At 68.5% G+C, this 25405-nt stretch carries 26 protein-coding genes and 1 pseudogene; 6 read left to right on the plus strand and 21 right to left on the minus strand.

Going from position 1 to position 25405, the window contains the following annotated elements:
• Positions 1-1125, minus strand: a 1125-nt coding sequence (locus tag EPN51_RS03110) for a PPE domain-containing protein (protein WP_293036327.1), incomplete at its 3' end; no start/stop codon positions are given.
• A 580-nt stretch (positions 1126-1705) separates the two neighbouring features.
• On the opposite strand from EPN51_RS03110, the gene EPN51_RS03115 reads away from it, so the two are divergent.
• Positions 1706-2149 (plus strand): hypothetical protein, encoded by a 444-nt coding sequence (locus EPN51_RS03115; protein WP_293036330.1) that lies wholly within the window; start codon positions 1706-1708, stop codon positions 2147-2149.
• Between the two features lie 172 nt (positions 2150-2321).
• On the opposite strand, the pseudogene dprA reads toward EPN51_RS03115, so the two are convergent.
• Positions 2322-3487, minus strand: a pseudogene (gene dprA / locus EPN51_RS03120) (DNA-processing protein DprA).
• A 113-nt stretch (positions 3488-3600) separates the two neighbouring features.
• Here dprA and EPN51_RS03125 point away from each other — a divergent pair.
• Positions 3601-3876: a DUF4190 domain-containing protein gene (locus tag EPN51_RS03125; RefSeq protein WP_293036333.1), complete on the plus strand. Its 276-nt coding sequence runs from the start codon at positions 3601-3603 to the stop codon at positions 3874-3876.
• A gap of 26 nt (positions 3877-3902) precedes the next feature.
• On the opposite strand, the gene EPN51_RS03130 is transcribed toward EPN51_RS03125, so the two are convergent.
• The 5 genes from EPN51_RS03130 to EPN51_RS03150 form a co-directional block, all read right to left on the minus strand.
• Positions 3903-5414 (minus strand): YifB family Mg chelatase-like AAA ATPase, encoded by a 1512-nt coding sequence (locus EPN51_RS03130; RefSeq protein WP_293036335.1) that lies wholly within the window; start codon positions 5412-5414, stop codon positions 3903-3905.
• Positions 5414-5788, minus strand: coding sequence for a YraN family protein (locus EPN51_RS03135; RefSeq protein ID WP_293036338.1), 375 nt, complete (start codon positions 5786-5788; stop codon positions 5414-5416). The genes EPN51_RS03130 and EPN51_RS03135 overlap by 1 nt, the downstream gene beginning before the upstream one ends.
• Before the next feature lie 125 nt (positions 5789-5913).
• Positions 5914-6735 carry a formate dehydrogenase accessory sulfurtransferase FdhD gene (gene fdhD, locus EPN51_RS03140; protein WP_293036340.1) on the minus strand — a complete coding sequence of 274 codons (822 nt, stop codon included), beginning with the start codon at positions 6733-6735 and terminating at the stop codon, positions 5914-5916.
• A complete protein-coding gene (locus EPN51_RS03145; protein ID WP_293036343.1) occupies positions 6723-9092 on the minus strand; it encodes an FdhF/YdeP family oxidoreductase in 2370 nt (789 codons plus the stop codon). The genes fdhD and EPN51_RS03145 overlap by 13 nt, the downstream gene beginning before the upstream one ends.
• Positions 9093-9148: 56 nt before the next feature.
• Positions 9149-10138, minus strand: coding sequence for an NAD-dependent epimerase/dehydratase family protein (locus tag EPN51_RS03150; RefSeq protein ID WP_293036346.1), 990 nt, complete (start codon positions 10136-10138; stop codon positions 9149-9151).
• Between the two features lie 193 nt (positions 10139-10331).
• On the opposite strand from EPN51_RS03150, the gene EPN51_RS03155 reads away from it, so the two are divergent.
• The gene (locus EPN51_RS03155; RefSeq protein ID WP_293036349.1) at positions 10332-11102 is read left to right on the plus strand and encodes a GAF and ANTAR domain-containing protein; all 771 of its coding nucleotides are present in this window, start codon (positions 10332-10334) and stop codon (positions 11100-11102) included.
• Between the two features lie 7 nt (positions 11103-11109).
• Here the strand turns inward: EPN51_RS03155 and EPN51_RS03160 are convergent, their stop codons facing one another.
• The 4 genes from EPN51_RS03160 to rplS all read right to left on the minus strand — a co-directional run bounded on the left by EPN51_RS03160 (position 11110) and on the right by rplS (position 13543).
• Complete coding sequence (locus EPN51_RS03160; RefSeq protein ID WP_003875077.1) at positions 11110-11415, minus strand: DUF2469 domain-containing protein; 306 nt, start codon at positions 11413-11415, stop codon at positions 11110-11112.
• Between the two features lie 56 nt (positions 11416-11471).
• Positions 11472-12191 carry a ribonuclease HII gene (locus EPN51_RS03165; RefSeq protein WP_293036765.1) on the minus strand — a complete coding sequence of 240 codons (720 nt, stop codon included), beginning with the start codon at positions 12189-12191 and terminating at the stop codon, positions 11472-11474.
• Between the two features lie 2 nt (positions 12192-12193).
• A complete protein-coding gene (lepB, locus tag EPN51_RS03170) occupies positions 12194-13099 on the minus strand; it encodes a signal peptidase I (protein WP_293036768.1) in 906 nt (301 codons plus the stop codon).
• A 102-nt stretch (positions 13100-13201) separates the two neighbouring features.
• The gene (gene rplS, locus EPN51_RS03175; protein ID WP_293036771.1) at positions 13202-13543 is read right to left on the minus strand and encodes a 50S ribosomal protein L19; all 342 of its coding nucleotides are present in this window, start codon (positions 13541-13543) and stop codon (positions 13202-13204) included.
• 345 nt (positions 13544-13888) lie between these two features.
• Here rplS and EPN51_RS03180 point away from each other — a divergent pair, with 345 nt between their 5' ends.
• Positions 13889-14884: a hypothetical protein gene (locus tag EPN51_RS03180; RefSeq protein ID WP_293036774.1), complete on the plus strand. Its 996-nt coding sequence runs from the start codon at positions 13889-13891 to the stop codon at positions 14882-14884.
• Here the strand turns inward: EPN51_RS03180 and trmD are convergent.
• From trmD to EPN51_RS03210, 6 genes are all read right to left on the minus strand, one after another.
• The gene (trmD, locus tag EPN51_RS03185; RefSeq protein WP_293036776.1) at positions 14881-15588 is read right to left on the minus strand and encodes a tRNA (guanosine(37)-N1)-methyltransferase TrmD; all 708 of its coding nucleotides are present in this window, start codon (positions 15586-15588) and stop codon (positions 14881-14883) included. The two genes, EPN51_RS03180 and trmD, sit on opposite strands and share 4 nt — an antisense overlap.
• Positions 15589-15601: 13 nt before the next feature.
• The gene (rimM, locus tag EPN51_RS03190; RefSeq protein ID WP_293036779.1) at positions 15602-16138 is read right to left on the minus strand and encodes a ribosome maturation factor RimM; all 537 of its coding nucleotides are present in this window, start codon (positions 16136-16138) and stop codon (positions 15602-15604) included.
• Positions 16139-16162: 24 nt separating this feature from the next.
• Positions 16163-16405, minus strand: a complete 243-nt coding sequence (locus EPN51_RS03195; protein WP_003878715.1) for an RNA-binding protein — start codon at positions 16403-16405, stop codon at positions 16163-16165.
• 8 nt (positions 16406-16413) lie between these two features.
• Positions 16414-16938, minus strand: a complete 525-nt coding sequence (rpsP, locus tag EPN51_RS03200) for a 30S ribosomal protein S16 (RefSeq protein ID WP_293037018.1) — start codon at positions 16936-16938, stop codon at positions 16414-16416.
• A 162-nt stretch (positions 16939-17100) separates the two neighbouring features.
• On the minus strand, positions 17101-17520 hold the full coding sequence (locus EPN51_RS03205) for a nuclear transport factor 2 family protein (protein ID WP_293037185.1): 420 nt from the start codon (positions 17518-17520) through the stop codon (positions 17101-17103).
• Between the two features lie 76 nt (positions 17521-17596).
• A complete protein-coding gene (locus EPN51_RS03210; RefSeq protein WP_293037020.1) occupies positions 17597-18031 on the minus strand; it encodes a carboxymuconolactone decarboxylase family protein in 435 nt (144 codons plus the stop codon).
• A gap of 80 nt (positions 18032-18111) precedes the next feature.
• On the opposite strand from EPN51_RS03210, the gene EPN51_RS03215 reads away from it, so the two are divergent.
• Positions 18112-18987, plus strand: coding sequence for a D-alanyl-D-alanine carboxypeptidase family protein (locus EPN51_RS03215; protein ID WP_293037023.1), 876 nt, complete (start codon positions 18112-18114; stop codon positions 18985-18987).
• A gap of 13 nt (positions 18988-19000) precedes the next feature.
• Here the strand turns inward: EPN51_RS03215 and EPN51_RS03220 are convergent, their stop codons facing one another.
• From EPN51_RS03220 to ffh, 4 genes are all read right to left on the minus strand, one after another.
• Entirely contained in the window at positions 19001-19603 is a 603-nt protein-coding gene (locus EPN51_RS03220; protein ID WP_293037026.1) for a TetR/AcrR family transcriptional regulator, read from the minus strand.
• Between the two features lies 1 nt (position 19604).
• A complete protein-coding gene (locus EPN51_RS03225; RefSeq protein WP_293037029.1) occupies positions 19605-21440 on the minus strand; it encodes an amidohydrolase family protein in 1836 nt (611 codons plus the stop codon).
• A 104-nt stretch (positions 21441-21544) separates the two neighbouring features.
• Positions 21545-22621, minus strand: coding sequence for an amidohydrolase family protein (locus EPN51_RS03230; RefSeq protein WP_293037187.1), 1077 nt, complete (start codon positions 22619-22621; stop codon positions 21545-21547).
• Between the two features lie 237 nt (positions 22622-22858).
• Positions 22859-24415: a signal recognition particle protein gene (ffh, locus tag EPN51_RS03235; protein WP_293037032.1), complete on the minus strand. Its 1557-nt coding sequence runs from the start codon at positions 24413-24415 to the stop codon at positions 22859-22861.
• A gap of 194 nt (positions 24416-24609) precedes the next feature.
• Here ffh and EPN51_RS03240 point away from each other — a divergent pair, with 194 nt between their 5' ends.
• Positions 24610-25404, plus strand: a complete 795-nt coding sequence (locus tag EPN51_RS03240; protein ID WP_293037035.1) for an alpha/beta fold hydrolase — start codon at positions 24610-24612, stop codon at positions 25402-25404.
• Position 25405: the final 1 nt, after the last annotated feature.

Genomic DNA, 25405 nt, shown 5'->3' on the forward strand with positions numbered 1-25405 from the left:
GGCACTCGAACTGAGCTGCTGAGTGGTCGCGGACGAACCAACCTGCTGAGTCAGCGTGGTCGACGCCGCCTGCTGCGTCACGGCACTCGAACTGAGCTGCTGAGTGGTCGCGGACGAACCGACCTGCTGAGTCAGCGTGGTCGACGCCGCCTGCTGCGTCACGGCGGTGGCGGCCGGCTGGTTCGACGCAGCGGGTGAGGCCACCTGATAGGTGGCGGTCGTGGTCGGCTGCGGGGAGACGGCGCTCGGCGCTGACTGTGGCGAGACAGTGGTCGAACCAAGCTGCTGGGACAACGTCGTCGACACCGCCTGCTGAGACACCGTTGTCGCGCCCGGCTGCGAGGAGACAGCGTTCGACGCGGATTGCTGAGACATCGCAGACGCGCTGAGCTGTTGAGACACCGCGAATGAGCTGGCCTGCTGGGACGCCGCAGTCGAGGCAGACTGCTGAGAGACCGCAGTCGAAGCAGCCTGCTGCGTCGGACCAGCCTGCTGCAAGGCGGTGGGCGAGCTCAGTTGCGTGAGGGATTGGATCCGGGCGCTGGTGGAGTCGCTGACGGCCCGGACCATCGCGCCGGCGCGAGCTCCCTGCCCGGCAGGGTTGGTGGTCCGCGGCGGCTCCCCGAACGGGGCAAGAACGCTCGAGGCCGCCGAGGCGGCCTCATATCCGTACATGACGGCGGCGTCTTGGGCCCACATCTCCATGTACAGCGCTTCGGTAGCCATGATCGCCGGCGTGTTCTGACCCAGGAAATTGGTCGCGACCAACGCCGCCAGCTCCGCCCGATTCTCGGCGATCGCCGGCGGGGGCACCGTCGCGATGAACGCCCCCTCGTAGGCCGCTGCCGCGGCATACGCCTGGGCGGCGGTTTGCGCGGCCTGAGTACCCGTGGTCGCCAGCCACTCCGCATAGGGGGCCGCTGCGGCCACCATCGCCAGCGATGCCGGTCCCAACCACACCTGGCCGGCGAGCTCCGACACCACCGAGATGTAGCCGCTGGCGGTGGACGTCAGCGCCGCGGCCAGCGCGTCCCAAGCCGCCGCGGCCGAAAGAAGCGGCCCCGCCCCGGGACCGCTATACATGCGCGTGGAATTGACCTCTGGTGGCAGCTCAGCAAAATCCATAGCCTTCTCACCGAGTTGTTTGAGTGACGACACCCAAAGTCAGATGACTCTTAACTGCGCCCAGGGAGTATTGACCTCGATGACTGCTATTATGCGCGTGTCGTATTGGCTCGGGTGAATTTTGCAGAATTTGGTTGCGCATCAACCGAAGTTTCCACTGGCTTCGGGAACCGAACGGTGTCGCAGAATGGCCAGGGGCGGACTTCCGGTGAACCGCCAACGTGCGACGGCCCCTGGGAACCCGGCCTGGGCTCGGCTTTGCCCTGATCGGCAATGAGGTCGAGCTAAGCGCCGAGCCAGCCTCGTCGCACTGCCAGGTAAGCATCCGGGCCGTCGGGAGAAGTCGATGAATTCAGGCGTCTTCCGCGCTACGGATATGTGGACCTGGCGCGCCGGCGCTTGCCCTGGTCACCACTGCTGCAGTCAACCGTGAACGCGGATCGACATCTGGCCTTTGAACCGCAGAAAAGCAGCAGTCAGCGAAATCGTTGAGTTACCCGTCTTTCAGTCACGGGGCGGCTTGGCGATCGATGCAGCCAATTGCCCACTGCGGTAAGCCTTTCTGCGTACTGTTCTCGACATGGAGTTGACAGCGATTTTGTGTAACCACGCTGAGGTGCAGAACAACTTGTTGTACATCTCGGCAGGAGGCATAGATCAGGTCCGCGTTCCGGCCGGACACTCGGTACCCTTCACGGTCTCGGTGGGCCTCGGAATTATCGTCGAAGTACCGCGGGCGGCGAGCGACCAAGAGCACACGGTCGACATTGAACTACTGGACTCGGACGGGTGTGCGGTTGAGGTTCAAAAGGGTTTGGACGAATACGAACCGTTCCGCGCTCAATTCAAATTCAACATTGGCAGATCGAACCGTCATGGGGCCGACGAAACCCGGTCGGTTGCCTTCGCAGTCAACGTTCCGGTACTTCGGTTGGAGAAGCTGGGCTCGTACGTCTTCACCGTCAGCGTCGACGAGACCGTTCAACGCCGCCTCCCGTACCAACTGGTTGAACAGACGGCGTGACGGGTCGACCAATGTTCTCCTGTCGGCTCCAGGCCCCCGTCGACCAAACGAGCCTCAGTACTCCCGCAGTCTGACTGGCAAATGGGCCGGGCCATTGCGCGCATCCGGTCACTGTGCAACAAGCTGGGCGGTTGCGCTTCCCCCGCGCGGGCGGTTCTCCGCCTGATCCCGTTCACGCGGGCGGCACCGCCGCCACGGCCCCCTGAGCGCGCACGATTCGCCAGCGCCCGTCCTGGCGGCGCACCAACCCGGCCAGCTCGAGCATCGCCAGTGGCCCCAGCGCCTGCTCGGGCATCAGCCCCGACGCGACCGCGATCTCGTCGACCGTGGCGCCGCCGCGGCCCGGCAACGCCTCGTATACCCGGCGCTCGGTGTCGCTGAGGCCGTCGAGAGGCGTGACCGGGCGCGGCTCGTCGGAGGCCAGTTCGCCGATGTGGCCGATGAGTTCGACGATGTGGTCGGCTCGGGTGACCAGCTCGGCGCCGTCGCGCAGCAGCGCATGGCAGCCCGCCGACGCCGACGACGTCACGGGCCCGGGCACCGCGGCCACCACTCGCCCCAGCGTCCGCGCCCAGGCCGCGGTGTTCGCCGCCCCGCTGCGCATTCCACCACCACCGCGGCGCCGGCGGCGGCGGCCACCAGACGATTGCGGGTCAGGAACCGGTGGCGCGCCGGGCGGACGCCGGGCGCGTATTCGGTGAAAACCAGCCCGTGCTGGCCGATGCGGTGCAGCAGCGCGGTGTGACCGCTCGGGTAGGGGACGTCGAGCCCGCCGGCGAGGACCGCCACGGTGATCCCGTCGCAGTCCAACACGGCCCGGTGTGCGGCACCGTCGATGCCGTAGGCGCCGCCGGAGACGACCGCGACGTCACGCTGCGCCAGGTCGGCCGCCAGTTCGCCGGCCACCTGCTCGCCATACGTCGTCGCAGCGCGCGTCCCGACCACCGCGGCCGCCCGCTGCGCGACCTCATCGAGTCGGGCGGGCCCCTGCGCCCACAACACCACGGGCGGAACCACGGGCGGACCGCCGCGCCGTCGTGGTTCGGCACCGTGGAACGCGGCGAACGCCAGCAGCGGCCACTCGTCGTCATCGGGGGTGATCAACCGCCCGCCCCGCCGGGCGATCATCTCGAGATCGGCAGCTGAGCTGTCGATCTCGCGCCTGGCCTCCGTGTGTCGGGCCAGGTCGTCGTCGACCGATCCCCGCCGGACCCGCTCGGCCGCCTCGACCGGGCCGACACGTCGCACCAGGGCGGCGAGCCCGGCGCAGGGCGGTTCGGCCACCCGGGACAGATAGGCCCACGCGCCCAGCGTGGCACCGTCGGCCGTCGCGCTCATCGTCGCGCTCCCAGCTCCAAGGATTCCCCAAGGATCCGACCAGCCGCTCGCGCGAACGTGTTGTCGTCAGCCGCCGGCCGCCGCACGCCGGCCCGCACCGAACGGAGCGAACCATGATCCTCGACCAGTCGATGGCGTGCCCGGCCTCCGAGCGCCCCAAAAACCCCTGGGCGGTCGCGGCATTCGTGCTGAGCCTGGTCAGCTGGATCGGCTTTCCCATCCCCGTCATCAGCATCGGTCTCGCCTGCGTCGCGTTGCGCGAGATGGAGCACCGGGGCGAAAGCGGGCGTGCCATGGCACAATTCGCCCGCGCGTTCGCGATCCTGGTGAGCGTCGCGATCGTACTGCGGGGCGGGCACACCGATTGGCTGACGATGGTGCGCTGGTGACCCGGGCAGCCGGTTGGCCGTCGCGCTCATCGCTGCGCCCCGGGCTGGCGGAAGCTGAGCGCCAAGGCGACCTCGTCGAGCCCGGGCGACGTGCGGCCGGCCAGGTCCGCCAAGCTCCACGCGACACGTAACGTGCGATCAAGGCCACGGATGCTGAGCAGCCCGCGATCCAGCGCCCTTTGCAGCGGCTCCATCGCCGCGTTGCTGGGACGGAACTTTCGGCGCAGCAGGGCCCCGCTGACTTCGGCGTTGGTGCGGACGCCGTGCGGCAGCCAGCGCCGCGCGGCGGCCTCACGCGCGGCCGCCACCCGCTGACGAACCTGTGCCGTGGATTCGCCGTCGCGACCCGAGAACGCCTTTGCCCGCACCGGATCCATCTGCACCCGCAGGTCCACCCGGTCCAGCAGCGGCCCGGACAACTTGCCCAGGTAACGGCGTTTGGTCGCCGCGGGGCACATGCAGTCCTGCGGATCGGCCGGCGCGCACGGGCACAAGTTGGCGGCCAGCACGAGCTGGAATCGGGCCGGATAACATGCCACCCCGTCGCGGCGGGCGAGGCGAATTTCACCGTCCTCCAACGGTGTTCGCAGGGCCTCCAACGCGCTGACCCGGATCTCGGCGCACTCGTCGAGGAAGAGCACCCCGCGATGGGCCCGGCTGACGGCGCCCGGGCGGGCCATCCCGGAGCCGCCGCCGACCAGCGCCGCGACGCTGGAACTGTGATGGGGCGCCACGAACGGCGGCCGGGTGATCAACGGCGTGTCCCCCGACAGCAACCCGGCCACCGAGTGGATCGCGGTGACTTCCAGCGACTCGCCCTCCATCAACGGCGGGAGCAGGCCCGGAAGACGTTGCGCGAGCATCGTTTTGCCCACTCCCGGCGGTCCGGTGAGCATCAGGTGGTGCGCCCCGGCGGCGGCGACCTCCACCGCGAACCGCGCTTGCGTCTGCCCGACCACGTCGACCAGATCCACCACCGGTTCCTCGGCGGTGTCGTCCGCGTGGATCCGGTTGTCCAGGGCGCCGGTGCCGCCGAGCCATTTCTGCAGTTGCCGCAGGGTCCGCACGCCCCACACATCGATGCCGTCCACCAGGCTGGCCTCGGCGAGATTGTCCACCGGGACCACCGCGGCCGGCCATCCGTCGCGTTTGGCGGCGAGCACCGCGGGCAGCACTCCGCGCACCGGCCGGACCCGTCCGTCCAGTGACAGCTCGCCGAGCAGCACCGTTTTCTCCAGCCGGTCCCACGGGTTCTTTCGCTGTGCCGACAGCACCGCCGCGGCCAGGGCGATGTCGTACACGGACCCCATCTTCGGCAGCGTCGCCGGCGACAACGCCAGCGTGAGCCGCGCCATCGGCCAGTCGTTGCCGCAATTGGCGACCGCGGCCCGGACCCGGTCGCGCGACTCCTGCAGCGAGGCGTCGGGCAGACCCACCAGGTGCACGCCCGGGAGTCCAGAAGTGATGTCGGCTTCGATCTCCACGATCTCTCCGTCCACGCCGCGTACCGCGACGGAGAATGCGCGCCCCAGCGCCATCAGCCGATTCCTTGCAGGTGGGTGATCTCGGGGGTGCGGCGGCGTCCGACCCGTACGCCAATCACATCGATGCGGATCGCCGCCCAACGCCGATCCTGGCCGGCCAGCCACAGTCCGGCGAGCCTGCGCAGCCGCCGGACTTTGCGCGGGGTGACGGCATGCGCCAGCCCCCCGTAACCGTCGCCGGTGCGGGTCTTGACCTCGACGAACGCCACCGTGCCGGTGTCGTCGCAGGCGATGATGTCGAGTTCGCCGTAGCGGCAGCGCCAGTTGCGGTGCAGGATCCACAATCCCGCCCGCGTCAGATGATCCACGGCGAGGGCCTCACCCATCGCCCCCAGCTGGATCCGGGTCATCGTCGTTTCGGTTGTCATGCGGGCCACCGTGCCCCGCGGCCCCGACGGGGCGGGCCGCCACCACGACCTGCGGGCGTCCGCAGCGGCCGGTTATCCCCAGTGCGACGTTTATGCACAGCCGACGGCACGGCACCCGAACGGGACTACGTGATGCGGTCGGCCCTGGTGTAGATGTTCATCGAGTCCTCCCGCAAGAACGCGACCAGCGTGAGGCCGGACTCCTCGGCCAGCGACACCGCCAGCGACGACGGCGCGGACACCGCGGCCAGCACCGGAATCCCTGCCATCACGGCCTTCTGGGTCAGCTCGAACGACGCCCGCCCGCTGACCAGCAGCACCGAGGCTTCCAGCGGTATCCGCTGATGCTCCAATGCCCAGCCGATCACCTTGTCGACCGCGTTGTGCCTGCCGATGTCCTCGCGCACCACCAGCATCTCGCCGTCGACCCCGAACAGCGCCGCCGCGTGCAGCCCCCCGGTGCTTTCGAAAACCTTTTGCGCGGAACGAAGTTGGTTGGGCATCGCCTTCAACGTGCTCGCCGCGACGGCGGCGGGATCGGCTCCCGGTGTGAACCGGCTGACCAACCGCACCGCGTCCAGCGAAGCCTTGCCACACACCCCGCACGACGAGGTGGTGTAGAAATTGCGGGTGACATCGAGGTCCGGTTTGGGAACACCCGGCGCCAGCATCACGTCCAGAACGTTGTAGGTGTTCGCGCCGTCATCGCCACGTCCGGCGCAATAGCGGATACTGTGCACGTCGTCGCGGCCGCCGATAACCCCTTCGGTGAGTAAAAACCCTTGCGCGAGCTCGATATCCGATCCCGGTGTGCGCATCGTCACGGTGACCGCCGCCCCGTCGACCCGGATCTCCAAAGGCTCCTCGACAACCAGTGTTTCCGGCCGGGTGATCGCCTTCTCGGCGGTCAGGTGCGTCACCCGCCGACGCGATGTTACGTGCCCCACGACGCGATTTCACCGCCGGCGACGGGCGACCCGGCCGCGGCTGGCTCAACCCGGATGATGACGGCTTTCGACACCGGGGTGTTCGATTTCGCCGCCGTGTGATCCAGCGGAACAAGCGAATTGGTCTCCGGGTAGTAGGCCGCGGCATTGCCGACCGGAGTGGAATACGCAACCACCAGAAAGTCTTTCGCGTACCGCTCCTGGAGTTTACCGTCGGCGCCCGTCCACTCCGACACCAAGTCGACCCGCCCGCCCGCGGTCAGGCCCAGTGCTTCGATGTCGGCGGGGTTGATGAACACCACGCGACGCCCGCCCTTCACCCCGCGATAACGGTCATCGAGCCCGTAGATCGTGGTGTTGTACTGGTCGTGGCTGCGCATTGTCTGCAGCACCAGCCGTCCCGGGGGAACCGGCACCCACTGCAGCGGGTTGATGGCGAAGTTGGCCCGGCCTGTGCTGGTGTGGAATTCGCGTGCGTCCCGTGGCGGGTGCGGAAGCTGGAACCCGTCGGGCTGACGCACCTTGCGGTTGTAATCGGCGCAGCCGGGGACCACCGCGGCGATCGCATCGCGGATGGTGTCGTAGTCGGCCGCCAGGCCCTCCCACGGAACCGGGTGCGCTGCACCAAGAATCGTACGGGCCAGCTGACAGACGATTTCCACCTCGCTGCGCACCTGGTCGCTCGGCGGACGCAGGCTGCCGCGTGACAAATGCACCATTGACATCGAATCTTCAACCGAGACAACTTGCTTCCGCCCACCACGAATGTCACGGTCGGTACGCCCGAGTGTCGGCAGGATCAGCGCGGTGTTCCCGTGCACGAGGTGGCTGCGGTTAAGTTTGGTCGAGATCTGCACGGTCAGCGCGCAATTACGCAACGCGGCCTCGGTGACAACGGTATCGGGGGTGGCCGACGCGAAGTTGCCACCCATACCCACGAACACCTTCGCCCGCCCGTCGCGCATCGCCCGGATCGCGGCCACGGTGTCATACCCGTGCTTGCGGGGGGTGGTGATGCCGAACCGGCGATCCAGGGCGGCCAGAAACTCCTCGGGCATCTGCTCCCAGATGCCCATCGTGCGGTCGCCCTGCACGTTGGAATGCCCACGGACGGGGCAGACTCCCGCGCCTGGCTTGCCGATCATGCCGCGCAGCAGCAGCAGGTTGGTGATCTCGCCGATGGTGGCGACCGCGTGGGTGTGTTGCGTCAGGCCCATCGCCCAGCACACCACCGTCCGCCGCGACGCCCTCAGCATGGCGGCGACACGTTCGAGCTGCTGGCGTTCGATGCCGGTGGCGGCGAACACGTCGTCGAGGTCGATGTCGACGGTCCGGCGCCGGTACTCGTCGAACCCGGCGCAATGCGCCTCGACGAATGCGGTGTCGACGACGGTTCCCGGAGCGCGCTCGTCGGCCTCCAGCAGCAGCCTGCCCAGCCCGGCGAACAGCGCCATGTCACCGCCGAGACGGATCTGCACGAATTCGTCGGCGACCGGGATGCCATGCCCCACGACACCGTGCACCTTCTGCGGATCCTTGAACCGGATCAATCCGGCCTCGGGCAGCGGATTCACCGCAATGATCTTGGCGCCGTGGGCCTTTGCCTTCTCCAACACCGACAGCATCCGCGGGTGGTTGGTGCCCGGGTTTTGCCCGGCGATGACGATCAGGTCGGCGAGCTCGACGTCCTCGACGGTGACCGAACCCTTTCCGATTCCGATCGACTCGGTGAGCGCCGAGCCCGAGGACTCGTGACACATGTTGGAGCAGTCCGGGAGGTTGTTGGTGCCGAAGCACCGGACCAGCAGCTGGTAGCAGAATGCGGCCTCGTTGCTGGTGCGGCCGGAGGTGTAGAACACCGCCTCATCGGGGCTGTCCAGGCCGCCCAGTTCCTCGGCGATCAACCGGTAGGCGGCGTCCCAGCCGATCGGGCGGTAGTGGTCGTCACCGGGGTGCAACACCATGGGGTGGGCGAGCCTGCCCTGCTGGGACAGCCAATACTCGGGCTTTGCCGACAGCTCCGCGATCGAGTACCGGGCGAAGAATTCCGGTGTGACGGTACGTTTCGTGGCCTCCTCGGCGACGGCCTTGGCGCCGTTCTCGCAGAACTCGGCCAACTTGCGTCCACCGTGCTCCTCGGGCCACGCGCAGCCGGGGCAATCGAAGCCGTTGCGCTGGTTGAGCCGAGCCAGCGCCGCCGCGGTGCGCAGCGCGCCCATCTGCTCGAACCCCCGCTGCAGCGAGACCAGCACCGCCCGAACCCCCGCCGCCTCGCGCTTGCGCGGCGTGACGGTGACCGCGTGTTCGTCGTAATCGGCAGGGGCAGGCCGGGACACGGCCGAACGGTGAGACCTCACAGCATCAAATTACCGCCTTGCGGGCCGGCGGCGCGCTCCCCCGTCTCAGACCCGCCTCAGACCGCGGCGGCCAGCGCCGCCAAGGCCTGCGCCGAGGAGTGGACGGGTCGCCAGCCCAGTTGGGTTTTGGCCTTGGTGGTGTCCATGACCAGCGACGTTCGCGCGGTGTGCAGCCATTCCAGCATGGACGGCACCCGCGGCACCCGCGAAATCGCCGCCGAGGCGGCCGAGGCCGCCACGGCGGGAACCCGCACCGGCCGCCCGCCGAGCGCCTTGGCCACGTCGGCCACCGACACGACACCGTCGCCGGCGATGTTGTAGGCGCCCGGCGGTGCCGGGGCGGTCGCCGCCAGCGCGATCGCGGACGCGACATCGTCGTGGTGAACCAGTTGCAGCGGGAAACCCGGATCCGGCACCACCGGCCTCAATATCGGAACGGCCATGAGCGCCTTGACGATGGCGCGCAGCGGGCCTGGCAGCCGATTCCACGGCATGGCGTCGGCCAGGGCGGTGGCGTTGGGCCCGGCGACCACGCACGGCCGCAGGACGAAGACCTCCAGCGGCGAATCTTGGGTGATGTCGGCGAGCATCGCCTCGCATGCGGCCTTCTGCGCGGAGTAGTAGTGCTCGGCGGACCCCCGCACCGGCACGTCCTCGGTCAGCGGGACGGGGTTGTCGGAGTGGTAGCCGTAGGCCGCCACCGACGAGGTGTACACCAGGCGCCGCGGCCGCTGGGCGGCCACCGTCGCTTCGAAGACGTTGCGGGTGCCTTGCAAGTTGACGCGGGCGCTCTCGTCGCGCGAACCCATGATGATGAAGGCCAGATGGATCACCACGTCGGCCTGTGCGACCAGGGCGTCGACGGCCTCGCGGTCCAAAATGTCGCCCCGCTGATAGGTGGTCTTCAGCCAGCCGCGTGACGACGGGTCAAACGGCCGGCGAGCCATCCCGATGATGGCGTCGACGGCGGGTTCGCGCTCCAGCGCCGTCACCGCGGAGATCCCGATCTCCCCGGTGGGTCCGGTCACCGCGACGGTCATACCCATTTAGACGTCCTTCCCTTCCGCTGCCAGCCGAAACTCTGCCCGGGAAAGGTGACCGGGGTCAACGGCGACCGGCGGGACGCCCACCGATTCGCTGCACCGGACCAAACCGCGTGTAAGGGTGGGGTTTGCGGCCGATAATCTACGGCGATCGACAGGCCACGCCGGCCGACACGGCAGGAAACGAGGCAACAGCATGGCGGACGACCCGAACGCCGGCGCGGACGCGCTCCCGACGGGCGGGGGGAAAGCCGACCCCGCGATGGTTTTCGCGGCTCTGGCCGAGATCATCTATCGGGGCTCGGACGCCAGCGAGATGTACGCCGCCATCTGCGTCGCCGCCACCCTGGCGATCCGTGGCTGCGACCACGCCAGCCTGTTGGTGCGTGAGAACGAGCGATACGTCACCGTCGGCGCCAGTGACCGGCTGGCGCAGCACATCGACGAGCTGGAACGGCGTGCCGGCGACGGCCCGTGCATCGACGCGATCGAGGAGGAGACGCCCCAGATCGACCCGGACCTGACCACGCCGTCGCTGTGGCCCAAGCTGGCGTCGGTCCTGGTCGCGGAGACTCCGGTGCGGGGGGCGATGGGGTTTCGTCTCCTGGTCGACAAACGCAAGGGGGCGGCGCTCAATCTGTTCAGCGACACCCCGAACATGTTCGACGCCGAGTCCGCCGGGCGAGCGGCGGTGCTGGCGGCGTTCGCCAGCGTCGCGATCAACGCGATCGCCAAGGGGGAAGACGCCGCCAGCCTGCGGCGCGGGCTGCTGAGCAACCGCGAGATCGGCAAGGCCGTCGGCATGCTGATGATGCTGCACGACATGTCCGAGGACGAGGCGTTCGACCTGCTGCGCGGCCACTCCCAGGCGCTGAACATCAAGCTGGCCGAGGTCGCACGCGCGGTCATCGACCAGCGCGGTGAGCTGCCCGAGCCCGCAGCGACTGAGCTTCCGCCGAACACCTGAATGGCGGCTATTCGGGTAGCCGCAGTTCGGGCTTCTCGACCTCTTCGATGTTGACGTCCTTGAAGGTGACCACCCGCACCTGCTTGACGAACCGTGCCGGCCGGTACATGTCCCACACCCAGGCGTCAGACAGCCGCAGCTCGAAGTAGACCTCGCCGTCGGCGTTGCGCGGCGTCATCTCCACGCTGTTGGCCAGATAGAAGCGCCGTTCGGTTTCCACGACGTAGCTGAACTGGCCGACGATGTCCTTGTATTCGCGGTACAGCGAGAGCTCCATCTCGGTTTCATACTTTTCGAGATCTTCTGCACTCATCTGCTCAGACGTCCTTCTCCCACACGATGGTCCGGCAATCCTGATCCCATCTTTCCTCACCGATGTCCGTCGCGCCGCAGCGGTGGGTCCGGCGCGCAGTCCGCCACCAGCTTGGCGCCCGACCCGTTCGCGACGCGCCGCACGTTGATGAATGAATAACGATGCTCGGGGCAGGGGCCCAGCTGCGCCAGCGCCGTGCTGTGCGCCGGCGTGCCGTAGCCCTTGTGCAGGGCGAAGCCGTAACCGGGGTGATCGGAATCCATCGCGACCATCAGCCGGTCCCGACTGACCTTCGCCAGCACGCTGGCCGCCGCGATACACGCGGCGACCGCGTCGCCACCGATGACCGGCAGCGACGGTACCGCCAAACCGGGCACCCGGAAACCGTCGCTCAGCACATACCCGGGCCGCACGGACAGCCCGGCGACGGCGCGGCGCATCCCCTCGATGTTGGCGACATGCACGCCGCGCCGGTCCACCTCGGCCGGCGGGATGAACACCACGTGGTAGGCCAGCGCATAGCGGCGAATCAGCGGGAACAACTTCTCCCGAGCGGCCTCGGTGAGTTTCTTGGAATCATCAAGCGCGGCAAGGCTTTCCATTCGCCCCGGCCCGAGCACACAAGCCGCGACCACCAGCGGGCCGGCGCAGGCGCCGCGGCCGACCTCGTCAACGCCGGCGACGGGGCCCAGCCCGCTGCGGTGCAGCGCCGACTCCAGGGTGCGCAACCCTGACGATTTCCGGATCACCGTCCGCGGCGGCCACGTCGTGGCCATGGCTACCGAGTCTGCTGCGGGTTCACCGATTCCACGCCACCCCACCGGGACGGCGGCCACACGATGAACCTCGCCTTGCCGATGACGTTGGACACCGGCACGGTTCCCGACGTCGGATCGCCCGTGCACAGCACACCCTTGAGCGCCTCCGCCGGCACGCTCGTGCAGTGGGCGCGCGAATCCGCCGAGTGTGTCCGGTTGTCGCCCATCACCCACAGCCGTCCGGCCGGAACAGCGACCGGCCCGAACTCACTGCCCAGGCACGGGTACACCGACGGGTCGGCCGCCATGGTGTTGCGATCGAGGTACGGCTCCTTGAGCGGCTTGCCGTCGACCGTGAGCCCGGTCTCCGCCCGGCACTGGACCGTCTGCCCCCCGACCGCGATTACACGCTTGACCAGGTCGTTCTCGTCCGGCGGCACGAAGCCGATGAAGGACAGCGCATCCTGCACCCAGCGCAGCACGGTGTTGTTCGACCGGATCGACTTGTATCCGAGGTTCCACGGCGGCGGGCCCTTGAAGACGATGACGTCACCGGGGCTCGGTGCGCCGAACCGATAGCTGACCTTGTCCACCATGATCCGGTCGCCGACGCAGCCCGTGCATCCGTGCAACGTGGGCTCCATGGATTCCGACGGAATCAGGTAGGGCCGCGCGACGAACGTCAACATCACGTAGTAGAGCACGATGGCGATCACCGCCAGGAGGGCGAATTCGCGCAGCGCGGAGTGCTTGGCGCGCTCGGGCTCGCCCGGGTCGGGCGCCTCCCCCGTCGGCCCTGCCTCAGAACCCGGTCCGCCCGCCGTATCGGCGTCGTCGGGGCGCGTCCCCGGATTGCGCGTAGAGACCTTCGGATCTGATTCGCCAGCGTGAGACTGGGGGTCGGAGGAATCCGCGGTGTCGGTCACGAGATCAGCGTAGCCAGCGCAGGTTGCGGCCCGGCAAGCCGGCGAGCGATCCGCTTACCCAACCGGCGGGGCGAATCAGCAGCGCCGCCAAGGCGTCCCGGCTCAGCGCTTCTCCTTGATCTTGGCCTTCTTACCGCGAAGCTCACGCAGGTAGTACAGCTTGGCGCGGCGGACATCGCCACGGGTCACCACCTCGATGTGGTCGATGTTGGGCGAGTGCACCGGAAAGGTCCGCTCGACGCCGACGCCGTAGCTCTCCTTACGCACGGTGAAGGTCTCGCGGACGCCACCACCCTGGCGGCGGATCACCACGCCCTTGAACACCTGGATGCGCTCCTTGGCGCCCTCGATGACCTTGACGTGCACGTTGATGGTGTCGCCCGGGCCGAAAACCGGGATATCGTCGCGCAGCGACGCCTGATCGATGAAGTCCAGCCGGTTCATCTGAGAGACACTTCCTTGAGGTCGCGGCCGACGGCAGCTACACACACGCAGGTGTGAGACGCTCGCCGAGCCGATGGTTCGGGCTTTCTGGCGTATCTCGCAGCAGGCGGGAAGGGGCGCAGCCGGCCTGCAACCGCTGGAGACAACTGGTCAATTGTGCCAGACAGTGCGCGTGCCGCGAAAATCCCCCGAAGTCGGCGGTTCGCGACGAGCCGAACGCGCTGGTGAATGGTACATATGACTGGGGTCAGAACGCGCTGCCCGCACCCTGCGCGATGCCGGGTGCAGGTGGCCGGGAGCGATCCCACCCTGGCCACTGGGTCCAAGTCACGCCGGAGGAGACGAATGCGAGCACGGCCGCTGACGCTGGTCACCGCCACCGCGGCGGTGACGTTGCTGATTGCCGCCGGTTCCGAGGCGCTGGTTCAGGCGAAGGTGTACAGCGTCCCGATCAGCCCACCCGTCCGGGTCATCCCCCAGCGGCCACCACCGACGCCACCCCCACCACCTACGCCACCGCAGTCTGCCGCGCTGATGCTCGAGGCCGCCACGCCCCCGCAGCCACCCCAGGCGCTGCCGGGCGGAGGATTCGCGCAGCTGCAGGCCCGCGTCCAGCGGGCCGTCGACGAGGGCGCCGCCAGCGGCGCCGCCCTGTCGGTGGCCATCCTCGATCGCAGCACCCACCAGCTGGTTTCCAACGGCAACGGCCAGATCGTGGGCACCGCGTCGGTGGCCAAGCTGTTCATCGCCGACGATCTGCTGCTGCGCGGGGCCGAGGGGAAGACCGCCCTGAGCGCCGACGACCGCCAGGCGCTCGACATCATGCTGCAGTCCTCCGACGACGGCGCGGCCGAGAGGTTCTGGGGCCAAGGTGGTGGGGCCGCCATCGTCTCCGAGGTGGCGGCCCGCTACGGCCTGGCGTCCACCACCCCGCCCAGCGACGGACGCTGGTGGAACACGATGAGCTCGGTGACCGACCTGATCCGCTATTACGAGATGCTGCTGGACGGGTCGGGGGGCCTGCCCGCCGACGAGGCCAAGATCATCGTGAACGACCTGGCCCAGTCCACCCCGAACGGTCTCGACGGGTACCCGCAGCGGTTCGGCATTCCCGACGGCCTGTACGCGGAACCGGTCGCGGTCAAACAGGGCTGGATGTGCTGCATCGGCAGCGACTGGATGCATCTGTCGACGGGCGTGATCGGGGCCGATCGCCGCTACATCATGGTGGTGCAGTCGTTGCAGCCCTCCGACGACGCCACCGCGCGGGACACCATCACCCGGGCGGTCAAGACGATATTTCCCGAGGGCCGCATCGACGCGCCGGCGCGCGGCCTCTAGCGGACCGCATCGTCGTCGGGCTCAAGTAGCTCCGGGCGGCGTTCGCGGGTGCGCTGCAGCGAGATCTCCCGGCGCCATGCGGCGATTCGCGCATGGTCACCGGAGAGCAACACCTCGGGGACCTCTAGCCCGCGCCAGCTCGGCGGCCGGGTATAGCTGGGGCCCTCCAGGCGGCGGTGCAGCGCCGGTGAGTGCGAATCATCATGGCGCGACGCGGGATTGCCCAGGACTCCGTCGAGTAACCGCAGCACGGCCTCGATCATCACCACGGCGGCCGACTCCCCGCCCGGCAAGACATAGTCGCCGATCGAGACCTCTTCGACCCGCATCCGCCGCCCGGCATCCTCGATGACCCGCTGGTCGATGCCCTCGTAGCGGCCGCACGCGAACGCCAGGTGCTTCTCGGCGCTCCAGCGCGCGGCGGTGGCCTGGGTGAACAGGGCACCGGCTGGCGTGGGAACAACCAAAAGTGTTTCACCGGAGCAGATTTCATCGAGTGCGTCGCCCCACACCGGCGCCTTCATCACCATCCCCGGGCCACCGCCGTAGGGGGTGTCGTCGACCGAGCGATGCACGTCGTGCGTCCACCGCCGCAGGTCGTGCACAGCCAGATCGACCAGACCGGACTGGATCGCCTTGCCCGGCAAGGATTGCCGCAGCGGGTCCAGATAGGCCGGAAAGATCGTGACGACGTCGATTCTCATCTTCCGAGGGCCCCTAGAGATCCAGCAGGCCTTCGGGCGGATCGATCTCGATGATGCCGTCGTCCAGCGACACCGAGGTGACGATCGCGGTCACGAACGGCACCAATACTTCCCGCCTTTCGTCGCCGGCCACACCTGTCTCGCACCGCACCGCCAGGAGCTCGGCGGCCGCGGTGTGCAGCACCTCGGCGACGACGCCGACCTGTTCGCCGCCGGCGGTACGGACGCGCAGGCCTTCGAGCTGATGGTCGTAGTAGGTGTCCGGCTCGTCGATGTCGGGCAGGTCATCGGAATCGACGACGAACACGGTGCCGCGCAGCGCGTCGGCGGCGTCGCGGTCCGCGACACCGGCCAGCCGCACCAGCAGCCGCCCGCCGTGCTCGCGCGCGCTCTCGACGACACAGCTGCGCTCCGCACCGCCACGAGACGGCTTGGCGCGCAACGTGTTACCCGGCGAGAACCGGGCGGCCGGATCGTCGGTGCGGATCTCGACCACCAGCTCGCCGCTGACGCCGTGGGCTTTCACCACGCGCCCGACGGTCAACTCCAAAAGAGTTCCATGAGCAGCGCCGGCCTACTGGTCGGTGTCCACCACGTCGACGCGGATGCCGCGACCGCCGATACCGGCGACCAGCGTGCGCAAGGCGGTCGCCGTGCGGCCCCCGCGGCCGATCACCTTGCCCAAGTCGTCGGGGTGCACGTGGACCTCGACGGTCCGGCCCCGGCGGCTGGTCACCATGTCCACCCGGACGTCGTCGGGGTTGTCGACAATCCCGCGCACCAGGTGCTCAACAGCGTCAACGACAACGGTGCTCATCGCCGCGGTCAGCTCTCGGTCGTCGACTCGGCCTGCCCGCCGCCCTCGGTGGGCGTCTCGGCCGGCTTGGCCTCGGCAGCGGTCTCAGCAGTGGCCTCCGGGGCGGCTTCCGACTCGGCCTCGGCGGCCTTCGCGGTCTTCTTGGCCGGGGACTTCTTCTTCGGCTTCGCGGCCTCGGTGGTCGGTCCGCCCTCCGCCTCGGCCAGCGCGGCGTTGAACAGCTCCAGCTTGCTGGGCTTGGCCGACTTGACCTTCAAGCGGCCCTCGGCGCCCGGCAGACCCTTGAACTTCTGCCAGTCGCCGGTGATCTTCAGCAGCTTGAGGACGGGCTCGGTGGGCTGCGCACCCACAGACAGCCAGTACTGGGCACGCTCGGAGTTGATCTCGATGAGGCTCGGCTCTTCCTTCGGGTGATACCGGCCGATGACCTCGATGGAGCGGCCGTCGCGCCGGGTCCGTGCGTCGGCGACGGCGATGCGGTACTGGGGATTGCGGATCTTGCCAAGCCGGGTGAGCTTGATCTTCACAGCCATGGTTAAGCGATTTCTCCTGTGTGTGTCACGCTGCAATTCAGCGATCCGGGCGGGATGCCCGGATCCGGTTTTGCCTCGCGTTTCTGACCAACCGGCGATGCGTGATCGCTCGGCGGACAGCCGCCCATTGTGCCAGACCAGGGGTGGTGATCTGAAATTCGCTCACATCACCTTCTGGAAGGTCTTGGTCTCCACCCGCCGCGTCATCCGCCAGCCCTGCGGCGTGCGCACCAACTCGTCGTCGTACCAGAGCCCGCAGAACAGCACCTGATCCTTGTCGCCGCCGAGCACCATCGGGTTGAAGCAGATCACCCGTGACGACGCCGTGTCCCCGTCGACGCGCACCGAGAAGTTGCCCAGCATGTGCGCATACACCGGGAAGTTGGGCAGCACCTCGGACAGCCACTTCTTCACCTCCGGATAGTGGCCCTCGATGCCGCCGAGCGCCGTGTAGTCGATGTAGGCGTCGGGGGTGAACACCTCGTCCAGGTCGTCGAATCGCCGCTGGTCGATGGCGGTGGAGTAATCCACCAGAAGCTGCTGGATCTCGAGGCGGTCGGAGATTTCGGCCAGGCTCAACATGCATCGATTCAACACCGGAGTGGTGGTCGGCACCGCGGCGCCTCGCCCGGGTGCGCCGACGCATGGTATAGCCTCGTCAATCTCCCTGTGTTTCAGCGTGTTTCGTGTTAACCACCGCCGGTGGGGCGCGGAAGCTGATCGCCAACCGGTTGTAGGCATTCATCAGCCCGATCGCGATCGTCAGGTCGACCAGTTCCTTGTCGTCGAAGTGCTCCCATACCGATGCGTATGCGCTGTCGGGTGCGCCGGTGGCCGATATCCGGGTGACGGTTTCCGCCCACGCCAGGGCCGCTTGCTCGCGGCTGTCGAACAGCTCACCCGCTTCGTGCCAAACCGGAACCAAAGCGATCTTTTCGGTTGAGACACCCAATTCGCGCAATTCCCGCGAGTGCATGTCGATGCAGTAGGCGCACCCGTTGATCAGCGACACCCGCAGGTACACGCTGGCCAGCAGGGCCGGCGGCAGACCCGACTGGGTCAGATACAGATGAACACCGCCAAGCGCTCTCACGCCCTGCGGAGCCACCTGGGCGTAGTCGATGCGCTCACGAAATAGGCATCACGCAGGCCCGGAAGTTAAACTTTGCGCCCATGCGCAAGCTCACGGCCGCGGCCGCGGCGCTGCTCGTCGTCGGTGCGTGCGGGGCCACCGTCCCCACGTCCCGGGCCGACAGCAGCCAGCCGGTCGGCTCGATCCCCATTCCCGACGGCCCGGCGCAGACCTGGATCATCGCCGACCTGGACAGTGGTCAGGTGCTGGCCGGCCGCGACCAGAACGTGGCCCATCCACCGGCAAGCACCATCAAGACGCTGCTGGCGCAGGTGGTCCTGGATTCGGTGAGCCTGGACTCCACCGTGGTCGCCGACGTCGCCGACACCCAGGTCGAGTGCAACTGCGTCGGCATCAAACCGGGCCGCACCTATACGGCGCGCCAGCTCCTCGACGGCCTGCTGCTGGTCTCGGGCAACGACGCCGCCAACACGTTGGCCCACATGCTGGGCGGCCCGGACATCGCGGTCGCCAAGATGAACGCCAAGGCGGCCTCCCTCGGCGCCACCAACACCCACGCGGCGACGCCGTCCGGTCTGGACGGGCCGGCCGGGTCGGGCTCATCGACGGCGCACGACCTGGCCGTCATCTTCCGCGCGGCGATGGCCAACCCGGTGTTCGCGCAGATCACCGCCGAGCCCTCGGCCATGTTCCCCGGCGATAACGGCGACCACCCGATCACCAACCAGGACGAACTGCTGCAGCGCTACCCCGGCGCGATCGGCGGCAAGACCGGGTTCACCAACGCCGCCCGCAAGACCTTCGTCGGGGCCGCCGCGCGCGGCGGGCGCCGACTGGTGATCGCCATGATGTACGGGCTGATCAAAGAGGGCGGACCGTCGTACTGGGATCAGGCGGCGACGTTGTTCGACTGGGGATTCGCGCAAAGCCCGCAGTCCGGCATCGGCTCGCTTTAGCACCGCGAGCCACTTAGTCCGGCAGGGCAGCGGTCAGCAGCGCCATCAACACCGGAATCCGCTGGGCCGCGATCTCCGGCTGGGGCAACACCCCTTCCACCACGGCGGCCCCGTCGAACACGTTGGTCATCAGCGCCACGAACACCGGGAAGGTGTCGGCCGGGAACCTGTCGGCACCCGGCAGCGCCCGGGCGGTGTCGTGGATCTTCGCCGCATACTGCCCCAGCTCGTGTTGCAAAGTCTCCCTGAGCTTTTCGTCGGTGCGGGCGGCGACGAGAAGTTCGTAGAGCACGGCGTTGGACGGGCCACTGGTGATGTCGCGCAGGATCACCAGCGCCGCTTCGAGCGCCGCCCCGGAGGCCGGCGTCGCCGGTATTTCCGCGACTCGCTCGGTGAACGACTCCAACTGTCGACGCAACACCTCGGACGCCGTGGCCGCCATGAAATCGCCCATGGTTTCGAAGTGCCGGAACAGCGCCCCGACCGACACCCCGGCCCGCTTGGTGATCACCGCCGCCGACGCCCGGGCGTAACCGATCTCGATGATGGTGGCGATGGACGCGTCGAGCAGGCGCCCGACGGTTTCCTCGCGGCGCTGTTGCTGGGTTCTGGCCATGTCAGGTGCCGTGGCTCAGGACGCCCTGTCGCCGACGGGCGCACTCGCCCGCCCGCAGGTAGCGGCCCGACTTCACCGTTTTGCCGTAGCCGTCGCGGAAGCGGCCTCCGCCGAACACGACCGCGCCGCCCACTCCGGTGGCGACGACGGCGTCGTCGTTGCGGTTGACCATGCGGCGCAGGCCACCGTAGAAAGGCACCTCCTCTTCGTGGTAGCCGTCGACCGATTCGTCGAGACCGGCCGGGTCGATCACCACGAAGTCCGCGCGGTCGCCGTGACGCAGCGTGCCGGCATCGATGCCGAACCACTCGGCCAGTTCACCGGTGAGCCGGTGCACCGCCCGCTGGGTCGACAGGAACGGCGCGCCCGCCCGGTGCGCGTCCTGGGTGCGCTTGAGCATGCGCAGCGGAAAGTTGTAGAAGGCCATGTTGCGCAGGTGCGCACCGGCGTCGGAGAAGCCCATGTGGATGCTGGGGTCGGCGGCGAGCTTGTTGAGCTCCTTGGGCCGGTGGTTGGCCACGATGGTGGTCCACCGGACGTTGCGTTCGCCGTTCTCGACCAGCACGTCGAGGAACGCGTCGAGCGGGTGCAGGCCCCGCTCGACGGCGATCGCACCAAAGCTCTTGCCGATCAACGACTTATCCGGGCATTCGACGATGACCGCGTCGTGGAAGTCGCGGTGCCACAGCGACGGACCGAGCTTGACGCGGTCGAATTCGCGCCGGAATTGCCGGCGGTAGGCCTCGTCGGCCAGAAGTTCGTTGCGCTGCAACTGATCACGCAGATGCAGCGCCGCGGTGCCCGCGCCGAACTCTTCGAACACCGGCAGATCGATTCCGTCGGAATACAACTCGAAGGGCACCGGCAGGTGCTGGAACCGCACACTGGACCGCAGCAACTTGTTGAGCACCCGGGTGCCGAACCCGAACGTGTGCACGGCGAGCGGCATCGACTTGGCGTCCGCGGACACCAGCATGCTCATCCGGACTCCCTTGCCGCGCCCGAAGATTCGGCTGCTGGTCAAAAAGAACATCAGCGACAGGATCGGGTTTTCCAGATTCGGTGCGCTCTGCAGGATCCGGCCGCGCTTGCGCAGGACTTTGATCAGCCTGCGCCGTTCCCGCCACGTCGCGAAGGTGGACGGCAGGGCGCGGGACCGGAACCGTTCGCCGTCGAGCTTGTCGATGGCCGCGTCCATCCCGGACATGCCGAGCACCCCGGCGTCGAGGGCCTCGTCGAGCAGCGCCGCCATCTTCTTCAGCTCGTCGTCAGTGGGCCTGACCGTGGCGTCGGTGGCCCGTTCCAGTCCGAGCACCGAGGTGCGCAGGTCCGAATGACCAAGCAGCGAGCCGACATTGGGGCCGAGCGGCAGGGCGTCGATCGCGTTGACGTATTCCGCCGCCGTCGACCACGTCCTGGCCGAATTCAACGCGCCGAAGACGTATTCGCGCGGCACCGCTTCCACCCGGCTGAACAGATCGGCGGCGTCCTCGGAATCGGCGTAGACCGTCGAGAGCGAGCAGTTGCCCAGCAGCACCGTGGTGACACCGTGGCGCACCGACTCGCGCAGGCCGGGATCCAGCAGCACCTCGGCGTCGTAGTGGGTGTGCACATCGATGAAGCCGGGCACGACCCACTTGCCGGCCGCGTCGATCACCTCGGGGCAACCGGTCTCGTCCAGCGCCTCGGCCGATACGGCCACGACGACACCGTCGCGGATGCCGAGCGTGCGGATCAGCGGTGCGGCGCCGGTGCCGTCGAACCACAATCCGTCGCGAATGATCACGTCGTAGGGCATGGCGTCCTCCAAGTCGTGGGGTTGCCGGAACGCTAACATAGATAGCAATCACTCGCAATCTTTTCGACACGGCCGCGAAAATACCAAACCTGCTGGTTAGTGTGCGTCACCGAGCGGCGATGGTGACGGCGACGCGGCGCTCGCTACGCCGGTGAACGGAAAATTTTCCCGCGCAGCACGATCAGATCGGGACTGTTCAGCACGGCGGGCCCCGACCGGGGATCGCGAGAGAAGCACAACAAGTCCGCCGAGGCGCCGTGGTCGAGCCCGGGCCGGTGAAGCCAGCGACGCGCGTCCCAGCACGCCGCCCCCAGCGCCTGCGTCGGGCTCATCCCGATGCCCTTGAGCGCTTCGACCTCGTCGGCGATGCGGCCGGGCGCCACCATGGTGCCGGCGTCACTTCCGGCGTAAATCGGCACGCCCGCTTCCCGGGCCGCCGCGATCCGCGACAGGCCCCGCGCATGCAGGTCGCGCATGTGGGCGGCGTAGGCCGGATACTTCGCGGCGGCCTCGGCGATCCCGGGGAAATTCTCGACAATGTTGACCAGCGTGGGGACCAACACCGTTCCGCGCTCGACCATCAGCTCGATGGTGTCGTCGGTAAGCCCGGTGCCGTGCTCGATGCAGTCGATGCCGGCGTTGATCAGGCCGGGCAGCGCGCCCTCACTGAAGACGTGCGCGGTGACCCGGGCGCCGTGCGCGTGGGCCGTCTCGATCGCGGCCTTGAGCACGTCGTCGGACCACAGCGGCGCGAGGTCGCCGACGCCGCGATCGATCCAGTCGCCGACGAGCTTGATCCAGCCGTCGCCGCGGCGCGCCTCCTCGGCCACCGCCTCCGGCAGCTGCCACTCGTCTTCCAGCTCGCGCGAGAAGCCCGTCGCGTAACGCTTGGGTCTGGCCAGATGCCTTCCGGCGCGGATGATGCGGGGCAGATCGTCGCGGTCGTCGAGGCTGCGCGTGTCGGTGGGCGAGCCGCAGTCCCGCAACAACAACGCCCCGACGTCGCGTTCGATCTCGGCCTGGGTGATCGCCTCATCGAGCGGGATCTCGCCGTGATGGCCGAGGCCGACGTGACAGTGGGCGTCGACCAGTCCGGGCACGATCCAGCCGCCCTCGAAGACGGTGTCCGCGCCGGCGACCGGTTCGGTGCTGATGCGGCCGTCGAGGATCCACAGGTCGATCTCGGTCTCGTCGGGCAGGCCCACGCCCCGCACGTGCATGCGCACCAGGCGGCTAGTTTCGCCCGGTCCAATGGTGACGACCCGCTTCGCCCGGCTCCGCCGCGCTCGCGATCGCACTATTCCAATGGTGACGACCCGCTTCGCCCGGCTCCGCCGCGCTCGCGATCGCACTAGTCCAATGGTGACGACCCGCTTCGCCCGGCTCCGCCGCGCTCGCGATCGCACTAGTCCAATGGTGACGACCCGCTTCGCCCGGCTCCGCCGCGCTCGCGATCGTCACGACTTGCCCGGGAACTTCAGCTTGGACAGGTCGAAGTCGGCCAGCCCGGGCGGCAGCTCGTCGAGGCCCTCGGGCATCTGCGACAGGTCCGGGAATCCGGCCGGCATGCCCGGCAGCCCGGCGGCGAGCGGGTTCCTCGCCTTGGGCGGCGTCGGGCCGCGTCCGCCCTTCTTACCCTTCTTGCCCTTCGCGCCCTTGGACTTTCGCGTCGCCGACTTGCGGCCCATGCCCGGGATGCCCATGCCGCCGAGCATGGACGACATCATCTTGCGGGCCTCGAAGAAGCGGTCGACCAGCTGGTTGACGTCGGACACCGCGACGCCCGAGCCGTTGGCGATACGCAGCCGCCGCGATGCGTTGATGATCTTGGGGTCCGCCCGCTCCGCGGGGGTCATGCCGCGGATGATGGCCTGCAGCCGGTCGAGTTGCTTGTCGTCGACCTGGGCCAGCGCGTCCTTCATCTGCCCGGCTCCGGGCAGCATGCCCAACAGGTTGCCGATCGGCCCCATCTTGCGGATGGCGAGCATCTGTTCCAGGAAGTCCTCGAGTGTGAGCTCCCCGGTGCCGATCTTGACCGCGGCGGCCTCGGCCTGTTCGGCGTCGAAGACCTGCTCGGCCTGCTCGATGAGGCTCAGCACATCGCCCATGCCCAGGATGCGGCTGGACATCCGGTCCGGGTGGAAGACGTCGAAGTCCTCCAGCTTCTCGCCGGTGGAGGCGAAAAGGATTGGGACACCGGTCACCTCGCGGACCGACAGCGCCGCGCCCCCGCGGGCGTCGCCGTCGAGCTTGGTCAGCACCACACCGGTGAAGCCCACACCCTCGCGGAATGCCTCCGCGGTGGTGACGGCGTCCTGGCCGATCATCGCGTCCAGGACGAACAGGACCTCGTCGGGGTCGACGGCATCACGGATGGCCGCGGCCTGGGCCATCAGCTCGTCGTCGATGCCCAGCCGGCCGGCGGTGTCGACGATGACGACGTCGAAGTGCTTGGCGTGCGCCTCGGCGAGCCCCGCCGCGGCGACCGCGACCGGGTCGCCGGGCCCGGATTCGGGGGACGCGCCGGGATGCGGCGCGAACACCGGCACGCCGGCGCGCTCGCCGACGACCTGCAGCTGGTTCACCGCGGCCGGGCGCTGCAGGTCGCAGGCCACCAACAGCGGCGTGTGCCCCTGCCCGCGCAGCCAGGCGGCCAGCTTGCCGGCCAGCGACGTCTTACCCGAACCCTGCAGACCGGCGAGCATCACGACGGTCGGCGGCGTCTTCGCGAACGCCAGCTGACGGGTCTGTCCGCCCAGGATGCCGATGAGTTCTTCGTTGACGATCTTGACGACCTGCTGCGCCGGGTTGAGGGCGCCGGACACCTCGGCGCCCTTGGCGCGGTCCTTGATCCGGGAGACGAAGGCGCGCACCACGGGCAACGACACGTCGGCTTCCAGCAGCGCCAGCCGGATTTCGCGGGCGGTGGCCTCGATATCGGCGTCGGTCAGTCGGCCCTTGCCGCGTAGCCCTTGGAGGGCACCGGTCAATCGATCGGACAGCGATTCAAACACCCCGCCAGCCTAGTGGCACTGCACTTCGGCGCGAGCGTGACGCTGCTGTCACGCTCGGCGACGAACGTGACAGCAGCGTCACGTTGGTCGGCCGGGAGGGCTCGCTGTCGCGACACGAAAATCTCGCCCAAGACCCGCCGGCGCGCGTCGTCGTGGCTTATGTTTCGGCGAGGGGATGGCGAAGGGATGACCTGATGCTCGAGCTGATCGACAAAGGGTCCTGCACTGCCGAGCATCCGGTGCCCCTGCTCTTCGTCCACGGCGGGTGGCACGGCGCGTGGTGCTGGCAACATTTCCTGGACTTCTTCGCCGACGCCGGCTACCGCGCGGTCGCGGTCAGCCTGCGCGGGCACGGCATCAGCCCGACACCCAAGCCGTTGCGGAAGGTTTCCATCGCCGACTACATCGAGGATGTCCGATCGGTGGCCGACGACCTTGGGGGCGGTCCGATCCTGATCGGCCACTCCCTGGGCGGCTTCGTGATCCAGCGTTACCTCGAAGACCGCACCGCCCCGGCCGCGGTGCTGGTGGGCTCGGTGCCGCCGCAGGGCGTGCTCACCCTGGCGTTGCGCGTCTGGCGCCGCCGGCCGTCGATGACGATGGAATCGTGGAGCGATCCCACGCTGCTGAAATTCCTCGCCACCCCGGCGCTGGCCCGCGAGTACCTGTTCTGCGCCGACACGCCCGAGGACGTCGTCGAAGCCTGCCGGCAACAGGCCGGGGCCGAGAGCGTTCGCGCCGCCATGACCGATCCGATCATCCGGCGTGTCCGAACCAAGCGGGTCACGACGCCGATCTTGGTCCTGGGCGCCGAGTACGACGGCTTCGTCAGCGTCCGCGAGGTGCGCGCCACAGCGCGGGCCTATCGAACCGAGCCGGAATTCTTTTCCATGGGCCACAATATGATGCTCGAACCGGGCTGGGCCGACGTCGCCGAACGCATCCGCGACTGGCTGCAAGCCCACGAAACGGCGACCCACGCGCGCTAGC

The organism is Mycobacterium sp., from assembly GCF_004298145.1.
Classification (GTDB): Bacteria; Actinomycetota; Actinomycetes; order Mycobacteriales; family Mycobacteriaceae; genus Mycobacterium.